Annotated in this window: 15 protein-coding genes and 1 pseudogene; 11 read left to right on the top strand and 5 right to left on the bottom strand. The window is 61.5% G+C overall.

Features of this window, described 5'->3' with window-relative positions; translation table 11 throughout:
• Positions 1–7 precede the first annotated feature (7 nt).
• Both QA648_RS18820 and QA648_RS18815 read right to left on the bottom strand, forming a co-directional pair.
• Entirely contained in the window at positions 8–562 is a 555-nt protein-coding gene (locus tag QA648_RS18820) for an RES domain-containing protein (RefSeq protein ID WP_283048674.1), read from the bottom strand.
• Positions 563–665: 103 nt separating this feature from the next.
• A complete protein-coding gene (locus QA648_RS18815) occupies positions 666–2,501 on the bottom strand; it encodes a hypothetical protein (RefSeq protein WP_283048672.1) in 1,836 nt (611 codons plus the stop codon).
• 238 nt (positions 2,502–2,739) lie between these two features.
• Here QA648_RS18815 and QA648_RS18810 point away from each other — a divergent pair, with 238 nt between their 5' ends.
• Complete coding sequence (locus QA648_RS18810; protein WP_283048670.1) at positions 2,740–3,753, top strand: glycosyltransferase; 1,014 nt, start codon at positions 2,740–2,742, stop codon at positions 3,751–3,753.
• Positions 3,750–4,136 carry a GtrA family protein gene (locus tag QA648_RS18805; RefSeq protein ID WP_104821709.1) on the top strand — a complete coding sequence of 129 codons (387 nt, stop codon included), beginning with the start codon at positions 3,750–3,752 and terminating at the stop codon, positions 4,134–4,136. Before QA648_RS18810 ends, QA648_RS18805 begins: the two co-directional genes overlap by 4 nt.
• A 105-nt stretch (positions 4,137–4,241) precedes the next feature.
• Here QA648_RS18805 and QA648_RS18800 read toward each other — a convergent pair whose 3' ends face one another.
• A complete protein-coding gene (locus QA648_RS18800; RefSeq protein WP_283048668.1) occupies positions 4,242–5,228 on the bottom strand; it encodes a Gfo/Idh/MocA family oxidoreductase in 987 nt (328 codons plus the stop codon).
• 315 nt (positions 5,229–5,543) lie between these two features.
• On the opposite strand from QA648_RS18800, the gene QA648_RS18795 reads away from it, so the two are divergent.
• The 4 genes from QA648_RS18795 to QA648_RS18780 all read left to right on the top strand — a co-directional run bounded on the left by QA648_RS18795 (position 5,544) and on the right by QA648_RS18780 (position 8,625).
• Positions 5,544–6,110, top strand: a complete 567-nt coding sequence (locus QA648_RS18795) for an isochorismatase family protein (RefSeq protein WP_283048666.1) — start codon at positions 5,544–5,546, stop codon at positions 6,108–6,110.
• Positions 6,107–7,099, top strand: a complete 993-nt coding sequence (locus QA648_RS18790; RefSeq protein ID WP_283048664.1) for a helix-turn-helix domain-containing protein — start codon at positions 6,107–6,109, stop codon at positions 7,097–7,099. The genes QA648_RS18795 and QA648_RS18790 overlap by 4 nt, the downstream gene beginning before the upstream one ends.
• 112 nt (positions 7,100–7,211) lie before the next feature.
• The gene (locus QA648_RS18785) at positions 7,212–8,162 is read left to right on the top strand and encodes an aldo/keto reductase (RefSeq protein ID WP_283048662.1); all 951 of its coding nucleotides are present in this window, start codon (positions 7,212–7,214) and stop codon (positions 8,160–8,162) included.
• 19 nt (positions 8,163–8,181) lie between these two features.
• Complete coding sequence (locus QA648_RS18780; protein WP_283048660.1) at positions 8,182–8,625, top strand: GNAT family N-acetyltransferase; 444 nt, start codon at positions 8,182–8,184, stop codon at positions 8,623–8,625.
• A 50-nt stretch (positions 8,626–8,675) separates the two neighbouring features.
• On the opposite strand, the gene QA648_RS18775 is transcribed toward QA648_RS18780, so the two are convergent.
• Entirely contained in the window at positions 8,676–9,266 is a 591-nt protein-coding gene (locus QA648_RS18775; protein WP_283048659.1) for a hypothetical protein, read from the bottom strand.
• Between the two features lie 170 nt (positions 9,267–9,436).
• Here QA648_RS18775 and QA648_RS18770 point away from each other — a divergent pair, with 170 nt between their 5' ends.
• Positions 9,437–9,931, top strand: a complete 495-nt coding sequence (locus QA648_RS18770) for a ferritin-like domain-containing protein (RefSeq protein ID WP_104821702.1) — start codon at positions 9,437–9,439, stop codon at positions 9,929–9,931.
• Positions 9,932–9,973: 42 nt separating this feature from the next.
• On the opposite strand, the gene QA648_RS18765 is transcribed toward QA648_RS18770, so the two are convergent.
• Positions 9,974–10,867 (bottom strand): LysR family transcriptional regulator, encoded by an 894-nt coding sequence (locus QA648_RS18765; protein ID WP_104821701.1) that lies wholly within the window; start codon positions 10,865–10,867, stop codon positions 9,974–9,976.
• A 136-nt stretch (positions 10,868–11,003) separates the two neighbouring features.
• On the opposite strand from QA648_RS18765, the gene QA648_RS18760 reads away from it, so the two are divergent.
• From QA648_RS18760 to QA648_RS18745, 4 genes and pseudogenes are all read left to right on the top strand, one after another.
• Positions 11,004–11,999, top strand: coding sequence for an aldo/keto reductase (locus QA648_RS18760; protein ID WP_283048656.1), 996 nt, complete (start codon positions 11,004–11,006; stop codon positions 11,997–11,999).
• Between the two features lie 450 nt (positions 12,000–12,449).
• Entirely contained in the window at positions 12,450–17,957 is a 5,508-nt protein-coding gene (locus tag QA648_RS18755) for an alpha-2-macroglobulin family protein (RefSeq protein ID WP_283048654.1), read from the top strand.
• 8 nt (positions 17,958–17,965) lie between these two features.
• Positions 17,966–20,049 (top strand): annotated as a pseudogene (gene pbpC, locus QA648_RS18750) (penicillin-binding protein 1C).
• Between the two features lie 90 nt (positions 20,050–20,139).
• Entirely contained in the window at positions 20,140–20,499 is a 360-nt protein-coding gene (locus tag QA648_RS18745; protein WP_283048652.1) for a nuclear transport factor 2 family protein, read from the top strand.
• Positions 20,500–20,526: the final 27 nt, after the last annotated feature.

Raw genomic sequence — 20,526 nt, 5'->3', positions numbered from 1 at the left:
GCTTTGGTTACAGACCCCACTTCGGGCCATCTTCCGACAAGGTAATCTCAACCGGATCACCACTCACCTCGACAGATGGACCGCCGAGCGCATTCCAGCGAAACAGATTGAGATGCCAGCCACCGGGGATCATCCTTGATCGATCGATGATGCCATCGGCACCCGCCGCTCTGGCAGCATCGGCGGTGCGCCAGGACGGCGGCTCCTCGCCGGCAGCCAGTGCGGGGCGCCAGGGGAAATTGGAGGCATTCCGATCAATGCCGAGCCGTTCACACGCCTGCTGATCATGCTGATCGAGCACAAATGCGTCGCCGACCAACAGCGGCACAACAACACGACGCCGTCCGTCCTCGCGCATATAACCAGAAATCGCCATGACCGCCCATTCGGGGGACGCACTCATATAAAGGGCAGGCTGACCGAGCCGATGATAGCGGCCCGCGCTCCTCTCGTCCGGAGGATCGAGGACATGGTCGAGGCGTTCGACAAGGACAGAACGAAAGAAGCGCCCACTCACCTTGCGCAGGATGTTCGACGGTTCAGCGCGCGATTGTTCTTGCATGAATATCCGTTGGTCCGACATACTAGATAACGCAGGCTATCGGCGATTTATGACAGAGGCGCGTCGGCTGCGGTCGTCAGCCCTAGCTACGATACGGACACCCTCAATCCTGCGGCTTGAACCGGAAGAACTGCACGTCCGACTTCGCCGCCACTGGGATCGGTTCGAGATAGGCGGGCACATGCCCCTGGCCGAGTTGGGCGTAGAACCCTTCCGGCTTCAGCTTGGAAACTTCTTCCACTTGCGGGTCGCTGGGGCAGAAGGCAAGCAATGTTACATGGGCGCCGCGCAGGAAGGCTTCTGCCTCTTTCGGCTCCGCAAGGCCGATGTGCAGCTCGGTCAGCATACCACCCTGGTTGCGATGATAAGGAGCCGACAGCACGCGATGCGGCGTGAAGCGCAGCATCGGCGAGCCCATGTTGGACGGCGCGGCAACAACGCCGGGATTGAGGCTGGCGATCGGCGCCAGAGCGTCCTTTGAGGCGCATTCCCCCTTCTCTTCCGCATTGGCGACTGGAGCGGAGAAACTGTTTGCGATCCCGTTGTTGGCAAGCGCGCCGCCGACGGCCCAGACGGCGGGTACCGAAAGCAGCGTGGCGGCGACATAGAAGAAGGCTGCACCCATATCTTCCGGGTCAGCGGCAGAGATGCGACGAAGCTCGGCAAGCAGCAGCGCGAGCGGCGGAATGGCGAGCAGATTGGAAAACTCGGCTCCGCGCACCTGCACCAGCGCGATGATCCAATTGACGGCCACCATCGCCAAAAGGACGGCATGCAAGCGGGCACGCTCGCCGCGCATCATGCGGAAGATGCAGACCACGATCGCCATGAGGCCGGTGGCATAGAACGCGCCGAGCGAATCCGGCTGATGATGGGACAGGGTCAGGATCGACTGCGCCTCGGTGACGCTGTTCAACCAAAGTTGCACCAGCATCGGATCGAGATCGGCGAGCGGATTGCGCAGGCATTGGGGCGCGATCGCCAATGTCGTCGCGAAGACAACGGCGCCATTGGCCGCCAACACCGCCAGACGCCAGGGACGCGACAGGCGGCTGGCAAACAGCGCGGACAATAACAGGCCGGCGCCGCCGATGCTGATGATGCTATAGAAGCCGAGCGAGAGATTGTCGCATGTGACGTTGGAATAGAGATGCGGCGGCACCAGCGCGAAGAAAGCGGCGCTGACGGCGATCGTCAGCGTCAAGGCGAAGGCGCGGGCGGCGGGCGCGAAAATCTCGCCATCCCACGCCCAGAGCCCGGCAACAGCCATGCAGGCGACCGCGACGAACGGCGTGGTCTCCGCACCGATGCCGAGGGCGATGGCAAGGGCGATGGCCGCGATGACGAAATTACGCGGCCTACAGGTTTCGTCGGCCAGCATGGCGGCCGTGAGCGCGACAAGCCCGAGCTGCACATTGTCATGGTCGATGGAGCCCGGCTTGAAACGGCTCGACACCAGGATGAAGAGCGCCGTCAGACCGAGCGAGAAATGCATGCCTTCCGTGCTGGCGATGCGGCGTCCGGCTAGGCCCATGGAGAACATCAGCGGCAGCACGAGCAGCAGCGGCCAAACCGTAAGCGCTGCCGCCTCCGCGTTTTCCGGCGCAAGGAACAGTCGAAAGAAGGCAATCAGGCCAGCGATCGGCAGGTCGATGAAGCGCGACCAATGCATGAGCGTGCCGCCATCGAGGCCAAGGCGGTATTGCACCATGTCGAACCAGCCTTGGCCACCGAGAAAATCGCGTACTTCGACCAGGCGCATGATGTCGTCATTGTCGGGGCCGACATAGTCCGTGGCATGACGATTGAGGATCAACAGCGCGGCGATGATGACGGCGCTGTAGATCAGCGAGACGAGCCATGGCTGCGACCAGCGCGAAGACGTCTTCTGCGTTACCGCCAGTGCCGATCCACGCGATAATCCCACCGCCTGCACCATTTCGAACCTCGTGTTTGAAGGACATGCAAGGGCGCCATGCTAACGGCTGCCGATCAAGAAAGGGTAAAGCAGGCCCACGCCGCAGCCGATATCACGATAATGTTCCCGCAGAGATCACAACCTGCCATTTTTCATCCTCAGCCATAGGGTCTTATTAACGCGCAGCGGGATAAGTTCTCATTCGAATTATCCGTCGGGGCCTCAAGTGAAAGTCATGCGTAGGAATTGGCCAGAGACCATGTGGAATGAGAACCTGAATATCGCCGTTCTCCTGCCCTGCTACAACGAGGCCGCAACCATCGGCCAGGTCGTACGCGGCTTTCGCGAGGCGCTGCCGAATGCCGGCATTTACGTCTACGACAACAACTCCACCGATGGCACAGCGCTGCATGCCATGCTTGCGGGCGCGACCGTCGTACGCGAGCGGCGTCAGGGCAAAGGCCATGTGGTGCGCCGCATGTTTGCTGATATCGACGCAGACATCTACCTCATGGCCGATGGCGACGGCACCTATGCGCCTGATGATGCCGAGGAATTGATCCGCACACTTCTGACCGAAGGCTCGGACATGGTGGTGGGCACACGCCGCGGCGTACATGACGATGCCGGCCGACAGGGCCATGCCTTCGGCAACCGGATCTTCAACTGGCTTTACCGCACGATCTTCGGCGCCGATTTCACGGATATCTTCTCCGGCTACCGCGCTTTCTCCCGGCGCTTCGTCAAGAGCTTCCCGGCCGTCTCCGGCGGTTTCGAGATCGAGACGGAAATGTCGGTGCATGCTTCCCGGCTGAAGCTGCCCGTCAGCGAATTGGAACTCGATTACGGCCGCCGGCCGGAGGGTTCGCATTCCAAGCTTTCGACCTTCCGCGACGGCTGGAAGATCCTCTGGATGTTCGCGATGCTGATGAAGGAAACGCGGCCCTTCGCCTTCTTCGGCATTTTGGGCGCCATGTTCATGGAAGCGAGTATCGGCTTCATGATCCCGGTCTTTGTCGAATATTTCGAAACCGGCATGGTCGCCCGCATGCCCACCTGGGTACTGTCGATGGCGTTGATGATGATTTCCTTCATGCTGTTCACGGCCGGACTGATCCTCGATTCCGTCGCTCGCGCTCGCGCCGAACAGCTTCGCATCCACTATATGAGCTTGGCCAAACCGCCATCGCGGCAAATTGGCGATGAGCAAACGGTCTTCATGGCCGAACACGAAAAGCCGGTAAGCCGCAGGAAAAAGGCCAAGGCTGCATGAAGAAGCTCCTTCGCTTCCTGATCGCCGGCGGCATCGGCTTCGTGGTCGATGCGGGCGTGCTGCATCTGCTGCTCTGGTTCACGCCGTTCGGCCCCTTCGTCGGCCGAGCGATCTCGATACCGAGCGCGCTGCTCGCCACATGGTTCCTCAACCGCAATTTCACCTTCGGCCGTTCCAACCGCTCGCTTGCTGCCGAAGGCTTCCGCTATGGTTCGGTCGGCCTGACCTCGGCATTGCTGAACTATGCCCTGTTCAGCTCGCTGCTCGTTTCCGCGCCAACCCTTAAGCCGATCATCGCGCTGATCCTGGCCTCGGCGGCGGCGACTGCGTTCAGCTTCTTCGGCTATTCACGCTTCGTCTTCCGCCACCGTCAAAATCCCTAGAGGACGATGACTTTTCTTCGAATCGTCATCATGCTCTAGCTCTTTGATTTTGCATGATCTTATCCAAAAACCGCTGCGCACTTTTTGGGATCATGCTCCACCAGTTCAGACCGGCTCCCAGCCATCCTTTTCGCTGGCGCGATAAATGGCGTCGATGACCTTCTGATTGAGCTTCGAGCTTTCGAGCGTCACGACTTCTGCACCCTTGCCCATTGCGGCCGAGGCAAAAGCTTCCGCCTCGCGCTTGTACTGACGACTATCGGGGAAACGGAAGATCTGCGATTCCGAGTGGCCGCGATTGGTCAGCTCCAGCTCTTCGGCGCCATAGCGGTCGGCATTGAAGGGAGACTTCACCTCGATGAAACCGTCCGTGCCGTGGAAAACCATGACTTGGCGGGCAGCCATCTGCGTCGAGATATAGAAGGTCATTTCGAAATCGCCGAAATCGGCTTTGACGCTGGAATAGATGTCCGTGCCGAATTCCGGATCGCGCTCGGTGACCGCCTGGATGCGCAGGGGTTCGCGACCAGTGACGAAGCGGCTGCTGATCGTCGGATAGACGCCGATATCGGGCAGGCCGCCGCCGCCGAGTTCCGGGATGTTGCGCATATTGCCGGCATCGCGGTTGAAATAGGTGAAGGCGCCCTGGATGTGCCGCAGCCGGCCGATGGCGCCGGCTTGCAGCAGCGAGCGGACTTTCTGCCAGACCGGCGTATAAGTAACCATATAGGCTTCCGTCACCAGCACCTTGTTGCGGTCGCGGGCAGCGATCAGGCTGTCGATCTCGTCGGCCTTCAGCGCAATCGGCTTTTCGCAGAGCACATGCTTGCCGGCATCGGCCGCCTTGATCGTCCATTCGACATGCTGCGAAGTCGGCAGCGGAATATAGACGGCATCGATCGTGTCCGAGGCGAGCATTTCCTCGTAGGAGCCGAAAGCATGCGGGACGGAGAAGCGATCCGCCATGTCGCGAGCGCGCCCCGGATCACGGCTGGCGATTGCCGTCACCACGCAATTTTCCGCATCCTGAATAGCCGGCACGACGAGTTCGCGGCCGATCTTGGCGGTCGACAAAATTCCGAAACGCAGCATGATTTTCCTCCTGGAGCACGATCCCGAAGCAAACAACCGCAGGGCGGCAAGCGCTGAGCGGCTTTCGAACAGGACCTTATGAAATTGATGGGTGGAACGAAACGATGGGTCGTCTCGCTCGCGACGAAACCGGGACCAACTCTATTCGGCACTTATCCAAGGCGCAATGGCATGGAGCAGCGTCAAGCCGAAAACTCGTTGCGCTGCTGGATGTCTCTATGGCCGGATTTGTCCTCATTTTGTCCGGCATTTGGCTTTTGAGGCTATCAAGGCGGGTCTAGCTTCGGTTATCCTTCAAACACAGGAGATACGAAAATGTCCCATGCCGACACCGCCTTGCTGGTCATCGATGTTCAGGAGTCCTTTCGTCAGCGCCCATACTGGCAAACCGATGATCTGCCGGATTTCGTCGACCGGCTACAGGCACTGATCGACGGAGCCAAAGCCCGCGGCATTCCGGTGGTCCAGATTTTCCATGTCGATGGCGACGAGCATTTCAGCCTGGCGAGCGGATATGTCCGCAAGCTCGAGGAGATTGCGCTGGAGGCTGACGCCGTATTTCACAAAACCCGCCATTCCGCGCTCGTGGGTTCCGGTCTCGACGTCTGGCTGGTGGAAAACGGCATCCGCAAACTGATCGTTTCCGGCATCCGCACCGAACAATGCTGCGAAACAACGACGCGCCACGCCTCGGACCTCGGCTACGATGTCGACTATGTCACCGAGGCGACGCTGACTTTTCCGATGACGCACGCCTCCGGCACGGTGTTCAGCGCCGACGATATCAAGAAGCGGACCGAGCTGGTGCTATCAGGCCGTTTCGCCCGCATCGCCACCGTGGAAGATACGCTTGCCGCCGCGACCACCAGGAGCGCTGCATGAACCAAACCGGCCGACACCTCCAGACCATTCCTGTCTATGTCGTACTGCCGCCCTATACGCTGCTGATGGATGTCGCCGGGCCGGTGGAGGTTCTGCGCCGCGCCAATATCGAACAGGAGGATATCCTGTTCGATTACCGTTTCATTGCTGCCCGGCCGACCCAGACCACTTCGATCGGCCTGACGCTTGCCGACCTGCTGCCGCTGCCCGATCGCGTTCCCGATGGTGCACTGGTTATCGTCTCCGGCAGCGTCACGCCGCCGGCTGATGCCGGCGACATCGATGAAGAGAATGAGCTCCTTGCCACCTGGCTAAGGACGGCAATCCGTCCGGGCGTCACCCTCATCACCATCTGTTCCGGGGCCGTGCTTGCTGCCCGCGCGGGGCTGCTCGAGGGCTATGCCTGCACGACGCATGCGGCGTGCATCGAGGAAGTTCAGCACCATGCCCCGACTGCGCGGGTTCTCGACAACCGGCTCTACGTCGAGGACCGTGAGCGCTATTCCAGCGCCGGCATCTCCACCGGCACGGACCTGATGCTGCACATCGTCTCGAAACTCACCTCGCCGGTGACAGCGTTGACCATCGCCCGACACATGGTCGTCTACATGCGCCGCACCGGCGCCGACCCGCAGCTTTCGCCCTGGCTCAGCGGCCGCAACCATGTGCATCCCGCCACTCACCGCGTTCAGGATGCGATCATGGCCGATCCCGCCCATGGCTGGTCGCTCGCGGAGCTCGCCGGTATCGGCGCGATGAGCGCGCGGCATATTTCCCGCCTGTTTCAGGAGCATGCCGGGCTGTCGGTAACCGCCTATGTCAATCTGATGCGCGTCACGCTCGCCCGCGATGTGCTCGCTAACTCGCGGCTGGATATGGAGCGCGTGGCGGAAAAATCCGGTTTCGCCTCGCCGCGGCATATGCGGCGCGTCTGGTCGAAGTATAATGAGCTGCCGCCCAGCCACTACCGACGATCGGCGGCCGAATAAAATAATCGTTAGTGGCATTTCCAATGGTAGGACGATAACTTGCACCGACGTCCCCTCCCTTTCCGGCCTTTTTCCCACGCCGGTTTTTGCTCAAATAATCTGGAGAGCCACCATGGAAATGCGTAAGCTTGGACGAACTGATCTTTTCACCGCGCCGATCGTCTTCGGCGGCAATGTCTTCGGCTGGACGGCCGATGAGAGGACCTCCTACGCTCTGCTCGACGCCTTCTTCGACGCCGGCTTCAACACAATCGATACGGCCGACGTCTATTCAAGCTGGGTTCCCGGCAATAAGGGCGGCGATTCCGAGGAGATCATCGGCAAGTGGCTGAAGCAGGGCCGTGTTGCCCGCGACAAGGCCATCATCATCACCAAGGTCGGCTCGGAAATGGGTCCCGGCAAGAAGGGGCTGAAGGCGGACTACATCCTGCAGGCGGTCGAGGATTCGCTGAAGCGCCTACAGACCGACTATATCGACCTCTACCTCTCGCACTGGCCGGACCCGGAAACCCCACATGAGGAGACGCTCGGCGCCTATGCGAAGCTGAAGGAACAGGGCAAGATTCGTCATGCCGGCTGCTCCAACCTCAATGCCGAGCAGTTGCAGGCCTCCTTCGACGCCGCGGCCAAGGCTGGCCTGCCGCGCTACGACGTGCTGCAGCCGGAATATAATCTCTATGCGCGCGACAGCTTCGAAGGTCCGCTCGCGGACCTTTGCGTCAAGGAAGAAATCGGCGTCATCACCTATTTCAGCCTCGCGGCCGGCTTCCTCACCGGCAAATACCGCAGCAAGGCCGATACCGAAGGCCGGGCGCGCGAAAACCGCGTCGCGACTTATCTCAACGACAAGGGTTTCCGCATTCTCGCTGCTCTTGATACAGTCGCGGCGGAAACCAAATCCACGCCGGCCGATGTCGCGCTCGCCTGGCTGCTGCGCAAACGGGGCGTCACCGCGCCGATCGCCAGCGCCACCAGTCTCAGCCAGCTCGACGCGCTGATCAATTCGGCAAAGCTTTCGCTTTCCGACGAAGCGATGAGGCTGCTCGACAAAGCCGGCGAATAACGTAGGCAGGGACAAAACGATGACCGTGGTGATCCGCGATGCCAAGCCAGAAGACGAAAGCCGCTGGCGCGAGCTCTGGGCCGACTATCTCGCTTTCTATGGCGTCGGCATCGCGCCGGATATTACCGACAAGACATGGCGCCGGGTCTTCGATCCGGCGTCCGCCATATTCATGCGCGTCGCCGAAGTCGATGGCGAGGTGAAGGGTTTCACGCTCTGCCTGACGCATGAGGGCACCTGGGTGCGTACGCCGGATTGCTATCTGGAAGACCTGTTCGTCGATGAAAGCGCGCGTGGCCGGGGTGTCGGCCGGGCGTTGATGGACGACCTCGTTGCCCTCTGCCAAAAGAACGGCTGGGCGCGGCTCTACTGGCATACGGAAGAGAGCAACGCGACGGCCCGCAAGCTCTACGACAGCTATGTCGAGAGCGACGGCCACATTCGTTACCGCATCAGTTTTTAGGGCATGATCCCAAAAAGTGTGAAGCGGTTTTTGGATAAGATCATGCTCAGTCAAATAATCGGTTTCGGAAATCCTTCGTAGAGGGCCGAATGATCGCCTTGCCAATTTGCCATGCCGGGCTTGGTCAGCATGCCGCGCGGCGGGGCATAGCTCTGGATCGTCCGTTGCGGCCGCTCGTGCCATTGGATGTTGAAGGCCCATAATTTCGGGAAGAAGCAGAGCGAAGCGTAGGGCAGGTGATCGTGGATCCACCAGGCAAGCTTCTGCCAATCTCCCTCTTCGCGGCAATTGTCGATCAGCCACGGCACGACGATACAGACTGCCGCGCCCATGCAACCATCAAGATCGCGCATATCCCAAATATGATGCGTGGCGGTGTGGGCATTGGTCGAGCAATTGAAGCCGTTCCTGTTGCCGAAGGCATTGACCTCGGGCGCGCGGTAGCCTGAACGGATATGCAGTCGTCCGAAGGTCGCCTGCAGCGGCTCCAGCAGCTCCTCGCAAAGCCGGCTGCCGGTCTCGATTGCCAGATCAGGATCATCGGGGATCTCCGAGTGCAGGAAATCACGCAGGAAGAAATTCTTCGACAGCCGGACGCGGCCGAGCTCCTCCAGCCCCTTCATCGATCCCGGCTTCTTCATCGTCTCGAACCTCTCTCCGCCCGCGTGACTGGTACAGACACCTTATCTCACGCCGCCACCCCGAATTTTGTCAGCAGCGGGAACAATTGGGATTGCACTGGCTTCTGTAGGGGTCGCCGTCGAGCGGCATCCCAGAAAAATCAGGCTCTGACAACACGGAGAGAGAGATAATGGCCAAGGACAAGACGTTGGAAGATCTGTTCTACGATACACTGAAGGACATCTATTATGCCGAGCGGCAAATCGTTCGGGCACTGCCCAAGATGGCTCGCGCAGCGCAATCGCCGGATCTCAAGGCCGGCTTCGAAAAGCATCTGCAGGAAACCGAAGGACATGTGGAACGCCTGCAGCAGGTGTTCGAACTGATCGGCAAACGCGCGCAAGGCAAGACTTGCGAAGCCATTCAAGGAATCATCGCCGAAGGCGAAGAGATCATCGACGAATTCAAGGGAACGCCCGCTCTCGATGCCGGGCTGATTTCCGCCGCGCAGGCCGTCGAGCATTATGAGATTGCCCGCTACGGCACGCTGCGCACCTGGGCGAACACACTCGGCCAGCAGCAGGTGGTCAAGCTGCTCGACCAGACGCTGCAGGAAGAGGGAAACACCGACAAGATCCTCTCGAAGCTGGCGATGACCGCTGCCAATCAGAAAGCCGCAGCGTGATTGCCTCGTGGCAAGAGCGGCGGGGCCTGCCCCGCTGCTCTCCTATTGCCCGGTATATTTGAAGAAATCGATGAAGGCCCTGAGTGCCGGGCGCATCTGACGGCGGCTGGAATAATAGATGCAGAAGCCGGGATAGGGTGCACACCAGTCCTCCAGCACGCGGATGAGCTTGCCCTCGGCCAGTTCCTGCTGCACGCGGATGTCAAACAGATAGGCGAGGCCGGCGCCATTGATCGCCGCCAGAACCGCAAGCCGGTCCTCGATCACGATCAAAGGCCCGTCGATGGCGACGATCAACTCACGACCGTCCTTCTCGAACTCCCAGCGATAGAGAGAGCCATCGGTAAATCGTCGCTTGATGCAGCGGTGATGGACGAGATCGCGCGGATGCAAAGGCTTCGGATTCTTCTCGAAATAGGCCGGGGAGCCGGCGATGACGGTGCGGATATCCGGCGAGACCTTCACCGCGATCATATCCCCTTCGATGCTCTCCTCCAGGCGAATGCCGGCATCGAAGCCTTCCTTGACGATATCGCTGAAGCCATCCTCATTGGCGATTTCCAGCGTGATATCGGGATAGGTGTTCAGGAAATCGCCGAGCCGCGGGGCGAGCAGCAGGTCGGTCGCAAAACGCGGCGCGGTGATGCGAAGGTTGCCGGCCGGACGCCCGCGGGCGGCAAGCGTATCCTCCAAGGCAATATCGATCTGCTCCAGTGCCGGCGCCAGGCGTTCCAACAACAGCTTACCCTCCTCCGTCGGCGACACACTTCGGGTGGTGCGGGCAAGCAGCCGCACGCCGAGGCTTTCCTCCAGGCTGGAGATCGCATGGCTGACGGCGGAGGGCGCAATCGATAATTCCTTGCCGGCGGAACGGAAGCTGCGATGGGCAGCAACGGCGGCGAGGACCGCCAACTGAGAGAGCTGGGTTCTGTTCATTGATCTAAATAATAGAACAGCCTATTTGGATTTGCATGCATTTTCATTCGTTATCGCCAGGCATAGTTTCTCGCTTGTCACGCGGCAGGCAATCATTGTCGTCGCGGCTCGGAATTAAGCTCAAAAGGATACGACTATGAAAACCCGCAAACTCGGCAAGGAACTTTCTGTCTCCGCCGTCGGTCTCGGCTGCATGGGCATGAGCTTCGCCTATGGCGCTACGGATGATAACGAGTCAGTCAAAACGCTGCATCGTGCCGTCGACCTCGGCGTAACCTTTTTCGATACCGCCGAGACCTACGGCCCCTTCACCAATGAGGTGCTGGTCGGCCGTGCGCTGAAGCCCGTCAGGGATCGCGTCGTCATCGCGACGAAGTTCGGCTTCAAGCTCGATCTGGAAAAATCCGGTCCGGCAGCGATGGTCGGCGTCGACAGCCGGCCGGAACATGTGAAAGAGGTGGCCGAAGCCTCGCTGAAACGCCTCGACACGGATGTCATCGACCTCTTCTACCAGCACCGCGTCGATCCGAATGTTCCGATCGAAGATACCGTCGGCGCCATGGCGGAGCTGGTGAAGGAGGGCAAAGTGCGGGCGCTCGGGCTTTCCGAAGCCAGCGCCGCCACCATTCGCCGCGCCCATGCCGTGCATCCGATTGCCGCCGTGCAGAGTGAATATTCGCTGTGGAGCCGCGACCCGGAGGAAGAGGTGCTTGCCGCCTGCCGTGAACTCGGCATCGGCTTCGTGCCCTATAGCCCGCTTGGCCGCGGCTTCCTGACCGGCGCGATCCGCAATGCGGACGAACTGGCAGCCGATGACTTCCGCCGCAATCTGCCGCGTTTCCAGGCCGAGAATTTCGACGCCAACGCCGCACTCGTCGCCAAGCTCGAAGCCCTCGCCAAGGACAAGGGCGTCACGGCGGCACAGCTCGCACTCGCCTGGGTGCTGCATCGGGGCGACGACATCGTGCCGATCCCCGGCGCCCGCAAGCTGAACCATCTGGAGCAGAATGCCGCCGCTGCCGACATCACGCTCTCGGCCGGCGAACTTCAGGAATTGAGCGATGTCATGCCGCTCGAGCTGGTAGCTGGCAAGCGCTATTCGGATGCCTCGCTGGCGATGACGAACCGCTAGGGATCGTCAGCCATTCTCACGCAACATCGGCACCGGCGCCCCTCGCCGGTGCCGATGAACACGTGACACATCTATTCGATGACGAACTGAACGCGATCCCCAGCAGCCATCGTCATGAGGATGAAACAGACGCTCTGTAAAGGTCTGTACTGCGAAACAACCTATCGACCTTCTACAAAATAAGCTTTTGATTTTTCTTTGCTTATCCGTGCCGAATGACATCTTCGCATGCGCAGTCCATTGCGAACTGGATGATTGGGCATTCCCATCGAGCATTCTGTCGAAAGCCTTGAAAAGCGTAGACTAAAGTAGCAATTTTTGATCGAAAACGTCACCTCAAATAGATCGGTATAGTCGAAATCCCACTTTTGCATCTCGACGCTCGGTTGACAAATTAGCCCGAAGTTTGAAGAGTGCGGCCAATCGAAACGGACAGCGTTGGGGGGACTTATGTCTAAGCGCGCGTTTATCGGACTTTCCGCTTTTCTTCTCGCCACCTTCGCCGCCTTGATGCCAGCGAACGCCGCCGATGCGAAGCGCCAAGTGGTCACCACGCAGGATGGGGACTATTTCGGCTTCGATCTGCGCACCGAGCAGAATGTCACGCTGGATCAGTGCTCGACATCCTGCATCGGCGACAAATCCTGCAAGGCCTTCACCTATAATCCCAAGGTGAAATGGTGCTTCCTGAAGTCCGATTTCAACCAGCTCAACAGTTTCCCCGGCGCTATTGCCGGCAAGATCGTCGAAACGGCTGCGGCCAACGAGCCGGATATCGGCGCCGCCCCCGCCCTCCCCTTCCTTTCCGACAATTTCGTACAGAGCGCGCGCGATGCGAAGAGCAGGCTGACGCTCGCCAATGATTTGAAGGGACAGGGCGTCGAAAGCCTGACGGCGCTCGGCCGCATCGAGCTGACCTCCGGCAACGTCAACAACGCCTTGAACGCCTTCCAGGGCGCGCTGTCGCTTGCGCCTGACAATGGCGCGCTCTGGGTCGAGATGGCACGGGCCGCCAACACGATAACGAACGATACAACCGTCGCCACCCAGGCGGCTTACGCCGCCCTCAACGGCTATCAGCTTTCGCGCACGACGCACAGCCGCGCCGACGCGCTCGCCGTGCTTGCCACCTCTCTGCAGAATGCACAGAATTATCGCCAGGCGCTCAGCGCCTATAAGGCAAGCCTCGCTCTGGCCGGCTCCCCGACGATCCAGGCCGCCTATGACGATCTCAAAGCCCGGCAGGGCTTCCGTGTCACCGGCAACACGCTGGACAACGACAACGCCTCGCCCCGCGCCTGCCTGCAATTCTCCGAAAAACTGGTGAAGAGCGGCGTCGACTACACGCCCTTCGTGACCGTCAACGGCGCCGCCCCCAAGGGCGTCGACGCCAAGGACAACCAGATCTGCGTCGAAGGCCTCGAATTCGGCCAGCACTACAAGATTTCGCTGCGCCGCGGCCTGCCCTCCTCTGTCGATGAGAACCTTGCCGCCCAGGTGGACATCGATGTCTATGTCAAGGACCGCACCGCCTCGATCCGCTTCACCGGCGACAATTTCGTGCTGCCGTCGACGGCGCGTCGCGGCATTCCCTTGGTTTCGGTCAACACCACCACGGCCAATCTGAAGCTCTACCGCATCGGCGACCGCAACATTGCCCAGTTGCTCAGCAATTCGCAGTTCCTGACGCAGATGGACAGCTATAGCGCCCAGACCATCCAGGACACCAGCGGCGAACTGGTCTGGCAGGGTTCAATCGATATCCAGCAGGACCTCAACAAGGACGTCGTCACAAGTTTCCCGGTCGACGAGGCGCTGCCCAAGCGCAAGCCGGGCGTCTATGTCCTGACCGCCGTCACACCGAACGGCGGCCAGGAATGGGATCCGCAGGCTACGCAATGGTTCGTCGTCTCCGACATCGGTGTCACGACCTATGCCGGCACCGACGGCTTGAACGTCTTCACCCGCTCGCTTGGCAGCGCCAAGCCGATTGCCGGTGTCGAACTGCAACTGCTCGCCAAGAACAATGAAATCCTCGGCACTGCGAAGACCGATGCGAACGGCCGCGCCACCTTCAGCGCCGGCCTGATGCGGGGCACGGCAGGCATGACCCCGGCCGTCATCACGGCGCAGAACGGCGACCAGGATTACGTCTTCCTCGACATGACCCGCGCCGGCTTCGATCTCTCCGACCGCGGCGTCACCGGACGCACGGCGCCGGGCGCGATCGATCTGCTCACCTGGACCGAACGCGGTATCTACCGCGCCGGCGAGACGGTACATGCCTCCGCTCTTGCCCGCGACGTCAGCTCGATGGCGGTCGAGAACCTGCCGCTCACCTTCGTCTTCCTGCGCCCCGACGGCGTCGAGGACCGCCGCATCGTCACCGACGGCGGCAAGCTCGGCGGCTACAATGTCGACCTGCCGCTACAGCAGACCTCGATGCGCGGCACCTGGACAATGAACATCTATACCGACCCGAAGGGTACCTCCATCGGCTCACAGACCTTCCTCGTCGACGATTTCGTGCCGGATCGCATCGAATTCGACATGAAGAGCGACGCGAAGGCGATCGAAGTCGGCCAACCCACACCGGTCAATATCGAAGGGCGCTACCTCTACGGCGCGCCGGCCGCGGGCCTAAGCCTCGAAGGCGAAGTGACGCTGAAGCCGACCCGCGAGAGCGCCGACTATAAGGGCTATGAATTCGGCCTCGCCGACGAGGGCGCCGGGCAGGACAACAGCGATAGCGACAGCAGCGGCGACAACAAGGCCGAAAGCTCGCAAATGCCGCTGGAAGACCTGCAGGCGCTGGACGAAGACGGCAAGACGACCTTCGACGTCACCATAGCCGACACGCCTTCGACCACGCAGCTCCTCAATGCCAACATCACCGTGCGCATGCAGGAGGCCGGCGGCCGGGCCGTCGAGCGCTCTCTGACGCTGCCGGTCAAGGCGGATGGGCCGCGGATCGGCATCAAGCCGGAATTCGACGGCGATCTCGGCGAAAATTCCACCGGCAACTTCCATGTCATCGCCGTCGACCAGAACGGCCAGAAGCAGGCCATGCAGGGCCTGACCTGGAAGCTGCTCAGTGTCGAACGCGACTACCAATGGTATCGCGACGGCAGTAGCTGGAAATACGAGCCCGTGATGTCGACCAAGCAGGTCGCCACCGGCACGGTCAACGCCACAACGGACGGCGCTAGAATCTCGGTGCCGGTGACCTGGGGCCGCTATCGGCTGGAGGTGGAGACGACCGATACGAACGGGCCGGAATCCAGCGTCGAATTCAACGCTGGCTGGTATGTCGCTTCCACCTCGACACAGACACCTGATGCACTGGAAATTGCGCTCGACAAGGACAGCTACCATGTCGGCGATACTGCCAAGCTGAAGGTGACCTCGCGTTACGCCGGCCAGTTGATGGTGACGGCCGGGTCCGAAACGCTGATCTCGGTGACCAATGCCGATATCGGCGCCACCGGCGGCGAAGTCGACATCCCCGTCACCGCCGATTGGGGCGCCGGTACCTATGTAACCGCCACCCTCTTCCGCCCCGGCGATGCCCAGGAAAGCCGCATGCCAATGCGCGCAATCGGCATCAAATGGGCGATCGTCGATCCCGGCGAACGCAAGCTGCAGGTCAAGCTCGATGCGCCGCAGAAAACCCTGCCGCGCCAGCCGCTGAATATCGGCGTGCAGGTGGCGGGCGCAGGCGCCAATGAGGACGCCTATGTCATAGTTGCCGCCGTCGATGTCGGCATTCTCAACCTCACGCGCTACCAGCCGCCAGCCCCGGACGAATGGTATTACGGCCAGCGCCAGCTCGGCCTCGAAATCCGCGACCTCTACGGCCGCCTGATCGACGGCTCGCTCGGCGCCACCGGGCGGTTGCGCACCGGCGGCGATGGCGGACAGGCGGCCTTGCAGGCCAGCCCGCCGACGGAAAAGCTGATCGCCTTCTTCTCCGGCCCGATCAAGCTCGATGCCAGCGGCAAGGCCAATGTCAGCTTCGACATTCCGCAGTTCAACGGCACGGCACGCCTGATGGCCGTCGCCTGGTCGAAGGCCGGGATCGGCCATGCGACGCAGGATGTGATCATCCGCGACCCCGTCGTCGTCACCGCTAGCCTGCCGAAATTCCTCGCTCCGGGGGATAAGGCCAATCTCCGGCTCGATATCGCCAATACCGACGCACCCGCCGGCGACTACAGGCTGGCAGTGACGGGCAACTCGGCCGTGACCGTGGATGCAAGCGCTGCGCAGCAGACGATCAACCTACAGACCGGCGGTAAATACAACATCACGCTGCCGCTGACCGGCGGACAGCCCGGCGACGGTACGGTTTCGATCAAGCTGTCGAATGCTTCCGGCATGTCGCTCGATCAATCGGTCAATATTCCAGTTCGCCCGGCGCAGCTACCAGTCACCGAACGGCGCGTCATCGCGCTTGCCCCCGGCAAGAGCCTGACAGTCAATGCCGACCTTTTGGCCGATAGCGTGCTGCCGGGCGCTTCCGTCAGCCTCAATGTCAGCCGCTCCAGCGCCTTCGACGTGCCCGCTTTGCTGATGAGCCTCAGCCGCTATCCTTATGGGTGCGCCGAGCAGACAGCCAGCAGCGCGATGCCGCTGCTCTATTTCAGCGATATGGCGATCAAGAACGGTCTTGCCGACGACGCTGAAATCCACAAGCGCGTTCAGGACGCGATCTATCGCGAAATGTCCTATCAGTCGTCGACGGGCAGCTTCGGCCTCTGGGCTCCGGGCTCCGGCGATCTCTGGCTCGACGCCTATGTGACCGATTTCCTGACCCGAGCCCGCGAGCAAAAATACACCGTGCCGGATCAGGCCATGGTGCAGGCACTGGAGAATCTCCAGAACTCCTTGAGCATCAACACCAACGTCAAGGACCAGGGCAACGAGATCGCCTATGCGCTCTACGTGCTCGCCCGCAACAAGAAGGCTTCGATCAGCGATCTGCGCTACTACGCCGATACCATGCTGAACGACTTCCCCACGCCGCTCTCCAAGGCGCATCTGGCGGCCGCTCTCGCGCTCTATGGCGATGCCCAGCGCTCACGCAACATCTTCGTCGATGCGCTGCAGATGTCGCAAAAGGCGGCGGTGACGAAGGTCAGCTTCGCTCGTTCCGACTACGGTTCGTCGCTGCGCGACGGCGCGGCCGTGCTGGCACTTGCTGCCGAAAGCCGCCCCGTGCCGCCGATCATTCCGGACCTGGCGTCGGTCGTTGCCAAGGAATGGCAGACCAAGACCTATACCAGCACCCAGGAACAAACCTGGATGCTGCTCGCTGCCCGCGCCCTGCAGAACGGCGATGACGGCCTGACGCTGGATGTCAACGGCGCTGCCCATAGCGGCGCTTACATGGCCCAAATGACCGGCGACGCCCTGATGGGACATCCGCTGACCGTCACCAACACCACACGCCAGCCCTTATCGGCCGCGGTGACTACGGTCGCCGCTCCGGTCGCACCACTGCCGGCCGGCGGCAACGGCTTCAAGATCGAGCGCAAGTACTACACGCTCGATGGCGAGGAGGCTAATGTCAGCCAAGCGCAGCAGAACGAGCGTTACGTCGTGGTGCTGCATGTTACCGAGGACAATGACTGGCCGCAGCGCCTTCTCGTAACCGATCTCCTGCCCGCCGGCTTCGAGATCGACAATCCGAGCATCGTCAACAGCGCCCAGCTTTCGAACTTCGACTGGCTCAGCGATATCCAGCCGGCCCATGTCGAATTCCGCAACGACCGCTTCGTCGCCGCTTTCGACCAAAGCTCCGGCGCCGATCGTGATCTGACCTTCGCCTATGTCGTCCGTGCCGTTACCCTCGGCACCTACGATCATCCGGCCGCGAGCGTCGAGGACATGTATCGTCCGCAATTCTCGGCCCGCACGGCGATGGGCCGTATGGAGGTGCTGGCAGCACAACAGTAAGAGCGGTGATGAAGACGCGATGGAAAATTGCGATCGGTGTCGGGGTGAGCGCCCTCTCGGTGGCGGCGCTGATCTTTGGCCTCGAGGCTGCCGATCACGCCTTTCCGCCGCCGCTCGACAAGGCCGGCATCGTTTCGTCTGAAGTGCTCGACGTCAATGGCGAGTTGCTCCGAGCCTTCGCCACGCCGGAGGGGCGCTGGCGGCTGAAGACCGATGTCGCCGATGTCGATCCGCAATTCCTGCGCATGCTGGTCGCCTACGAGGACCGGCGGTTCTACGACCATCACGGCGTCGACCCGATGGCGCTCGGCCGCGCTTTTCTCCAGCTTGTCAGCCATGGCCGCATCGTCGCGGCTCGACACTATCGATGCAGGTGGCGCGGCTGATCGAGCCGCGCAATGAGCGATCAGTGACGGCAAAGCTGCTGCAGATCGTCCGCGCCATCCAGATTGAGCGGCGGCTCAGCAAGGAGCAAATCCTCGATCTCTATCTGACGCATGCGCCCTATGGCGGCAATCTGGAGGGTGTGCGTGCGGCAAGCCTTGCCTATTTCGGCAAGGAGCCGCGGCATTTGACCGTCGCACAGACGGCCTTGCTGGTCGCTCTGCCGCAATTACCGGAAAAGCGCCGGCCGGACCGCAATCTCGCAAGCGCCGAGGCAGCCCGCCGCCGCGTGCTCGATCGCGCTGCCGTTGCGGCTGCCGTCGGCGAGGGTGAAGCTGAGCGGGCAGCGCTCGTCCCGGTCCCCGCGAAGCGACGGCAATTGCCGGCCTATGCCGCGCATCTCGCGGAGGCCGCGCTACGCAAGCAACCCGGCGTCATCCGGCACCGAACGACGCTGCGCCGGGATATTCAGCAAGGCCTTGAAATCGTCGCCGATGAAGCATCGAAGCGGTTGGGACCGAAGGTCTCTGTCGCCATGGTGATGGCGGATGCACATACCGGCGACATCGTCGGCGAGGTCGGCTCGGCGAATTATTTCGATTCCAGCCGCTCCGGCTGGATCGACATGACTCGTGTCCTGCGCTCGCCCGGCTCGACGCTGAAACCCTTCATCTACGGCCTGGCCTTCGAAGAGGGATATGTCGCCCAGGAAACGATCATCGAGGACCGCCCTGCCGATTTCTACGGTTATCGCCCGCGGAATTTCGACATGACCTACCAGGGCGATGTCAGCGTGCGCGAGGCGTTGCAACTGTCGCTCAATGTGCCGGCCGTGCGTCTGCTCGACGCCGTCGGGCCGACGCGGCTGCTGGTGCGTTTCCGCCGCGCCGAGGTGAAGCCGGTATTGCCGCCCAACGAAGCGCCGGGCCTCGCCATCGGCCTCGGCGGCGTCGGCATCACGCTCAAGGATCTGGTGCAGCTCTATGCGGGCCTTGCCAACCGCGGCAAACCGATGCGGATCGGCGACGGCATTCAGGATCAGCCCGGGCCGATCGAAAGCGAGCCGCTGATGGAGCCGGTCGCAGCCTGGAACATCACCGACATTCTCTCCGATATCATTGCACCGGCCGGCAGCAAGCAGCTCGGCATCGCCTATAAGACCGGCACCAGCTACGGCAACCGCGACGCGTGGTCCGTCGGCTACGATGGTGCGCATGTGCTCGGCGTCTGGGTCGGCCGGCCGGACAATGGCGCGGTGCCGGGCCTGGCGGGCTATGTCTCAGCCGCGCCCATCCTCTTCGAAGGCTTCGCCAAATCCGGCGTCGCCATCGCGCCGTTTCCGCCGGCGCCCATGGGCGCGGTGCGCATTTCCGCCACCGAACTGCCGATCAGCCAGCGGCGTTTTTCGGTGACGGCCGCCGGCTTGCTGTCAGCCTCGACCCGCGAGCCGGCGCCACAGATCGTCTATCCGCCAGAGGGGGCGCGCGTCGATCTTGGCGCGAGCAGCGGCGCCAACCCACCGATGCCGCTGGCATTGAAGCTGCAGGGCGGCCGCGCGCCGTTCCGCTGGCTCGCCAACGGCAAGCCGCTGCCCGATCTCTCTCGCCGCCGCACTAATCAATGGATTCCGGATGGCGCCGGCTATTCGACGCTGACCGTCATCGATGCCGCCGGCCGGGCCGCCAGCGTACGGATTTTCGTAGAATAAGACCGGTCAAATCCTCGCGATCACGCCGCCGTTTTTGCCAGTTGGGGCGTTTATGCTATATTAACAGGCACTCAAACGAGGAATAGCGAGATGTCAGAAGAGCAAGCAATCCGTGCGGTTGTTCACCTCTATGTCGATGGCATGGCATTCGCGAACGAGCCGGCATTGCGCAAGGCGCTCCATCCACGAGTAGCGATCACAGGCAATTATCAGGGCGCGGTGGAATGGATGACGCGCGACGAATTCATCAGCGCCATCGTTGAAGAAGGCAGCGCACCGCCCGACACTGTGCCGCTGATGGAGATCGAGCTGATCGATATCGAAGGTGATGCCGCAAGCGTCAAAGTCGTCGACGAATTCGCCGGCATGCGCTTTTCCGACTATCTGTCATTGCTAAAGATCGACGGACGGTGGACCATCGTCAACAAGGTCTACCATTTGCATCGGTAGGTCTTTCCCCTTCTCCCAGGCGGGGAG

The organism is Rhizobium sp. CB3171, from assembly GCF_029714265.1.
In the GTDB taxonomy this organism is placed as follows: Bacteria; Pseudomonadota; Alphaproteobacteria; order Rhizobiales; family Rhizobiaceae; genus Rhizobium.
The sequence above is the reverse complement of the archived record's forward strand: the minus strand, read 5'-3'. Positions and strand labels throughout refer to the sequence as shown.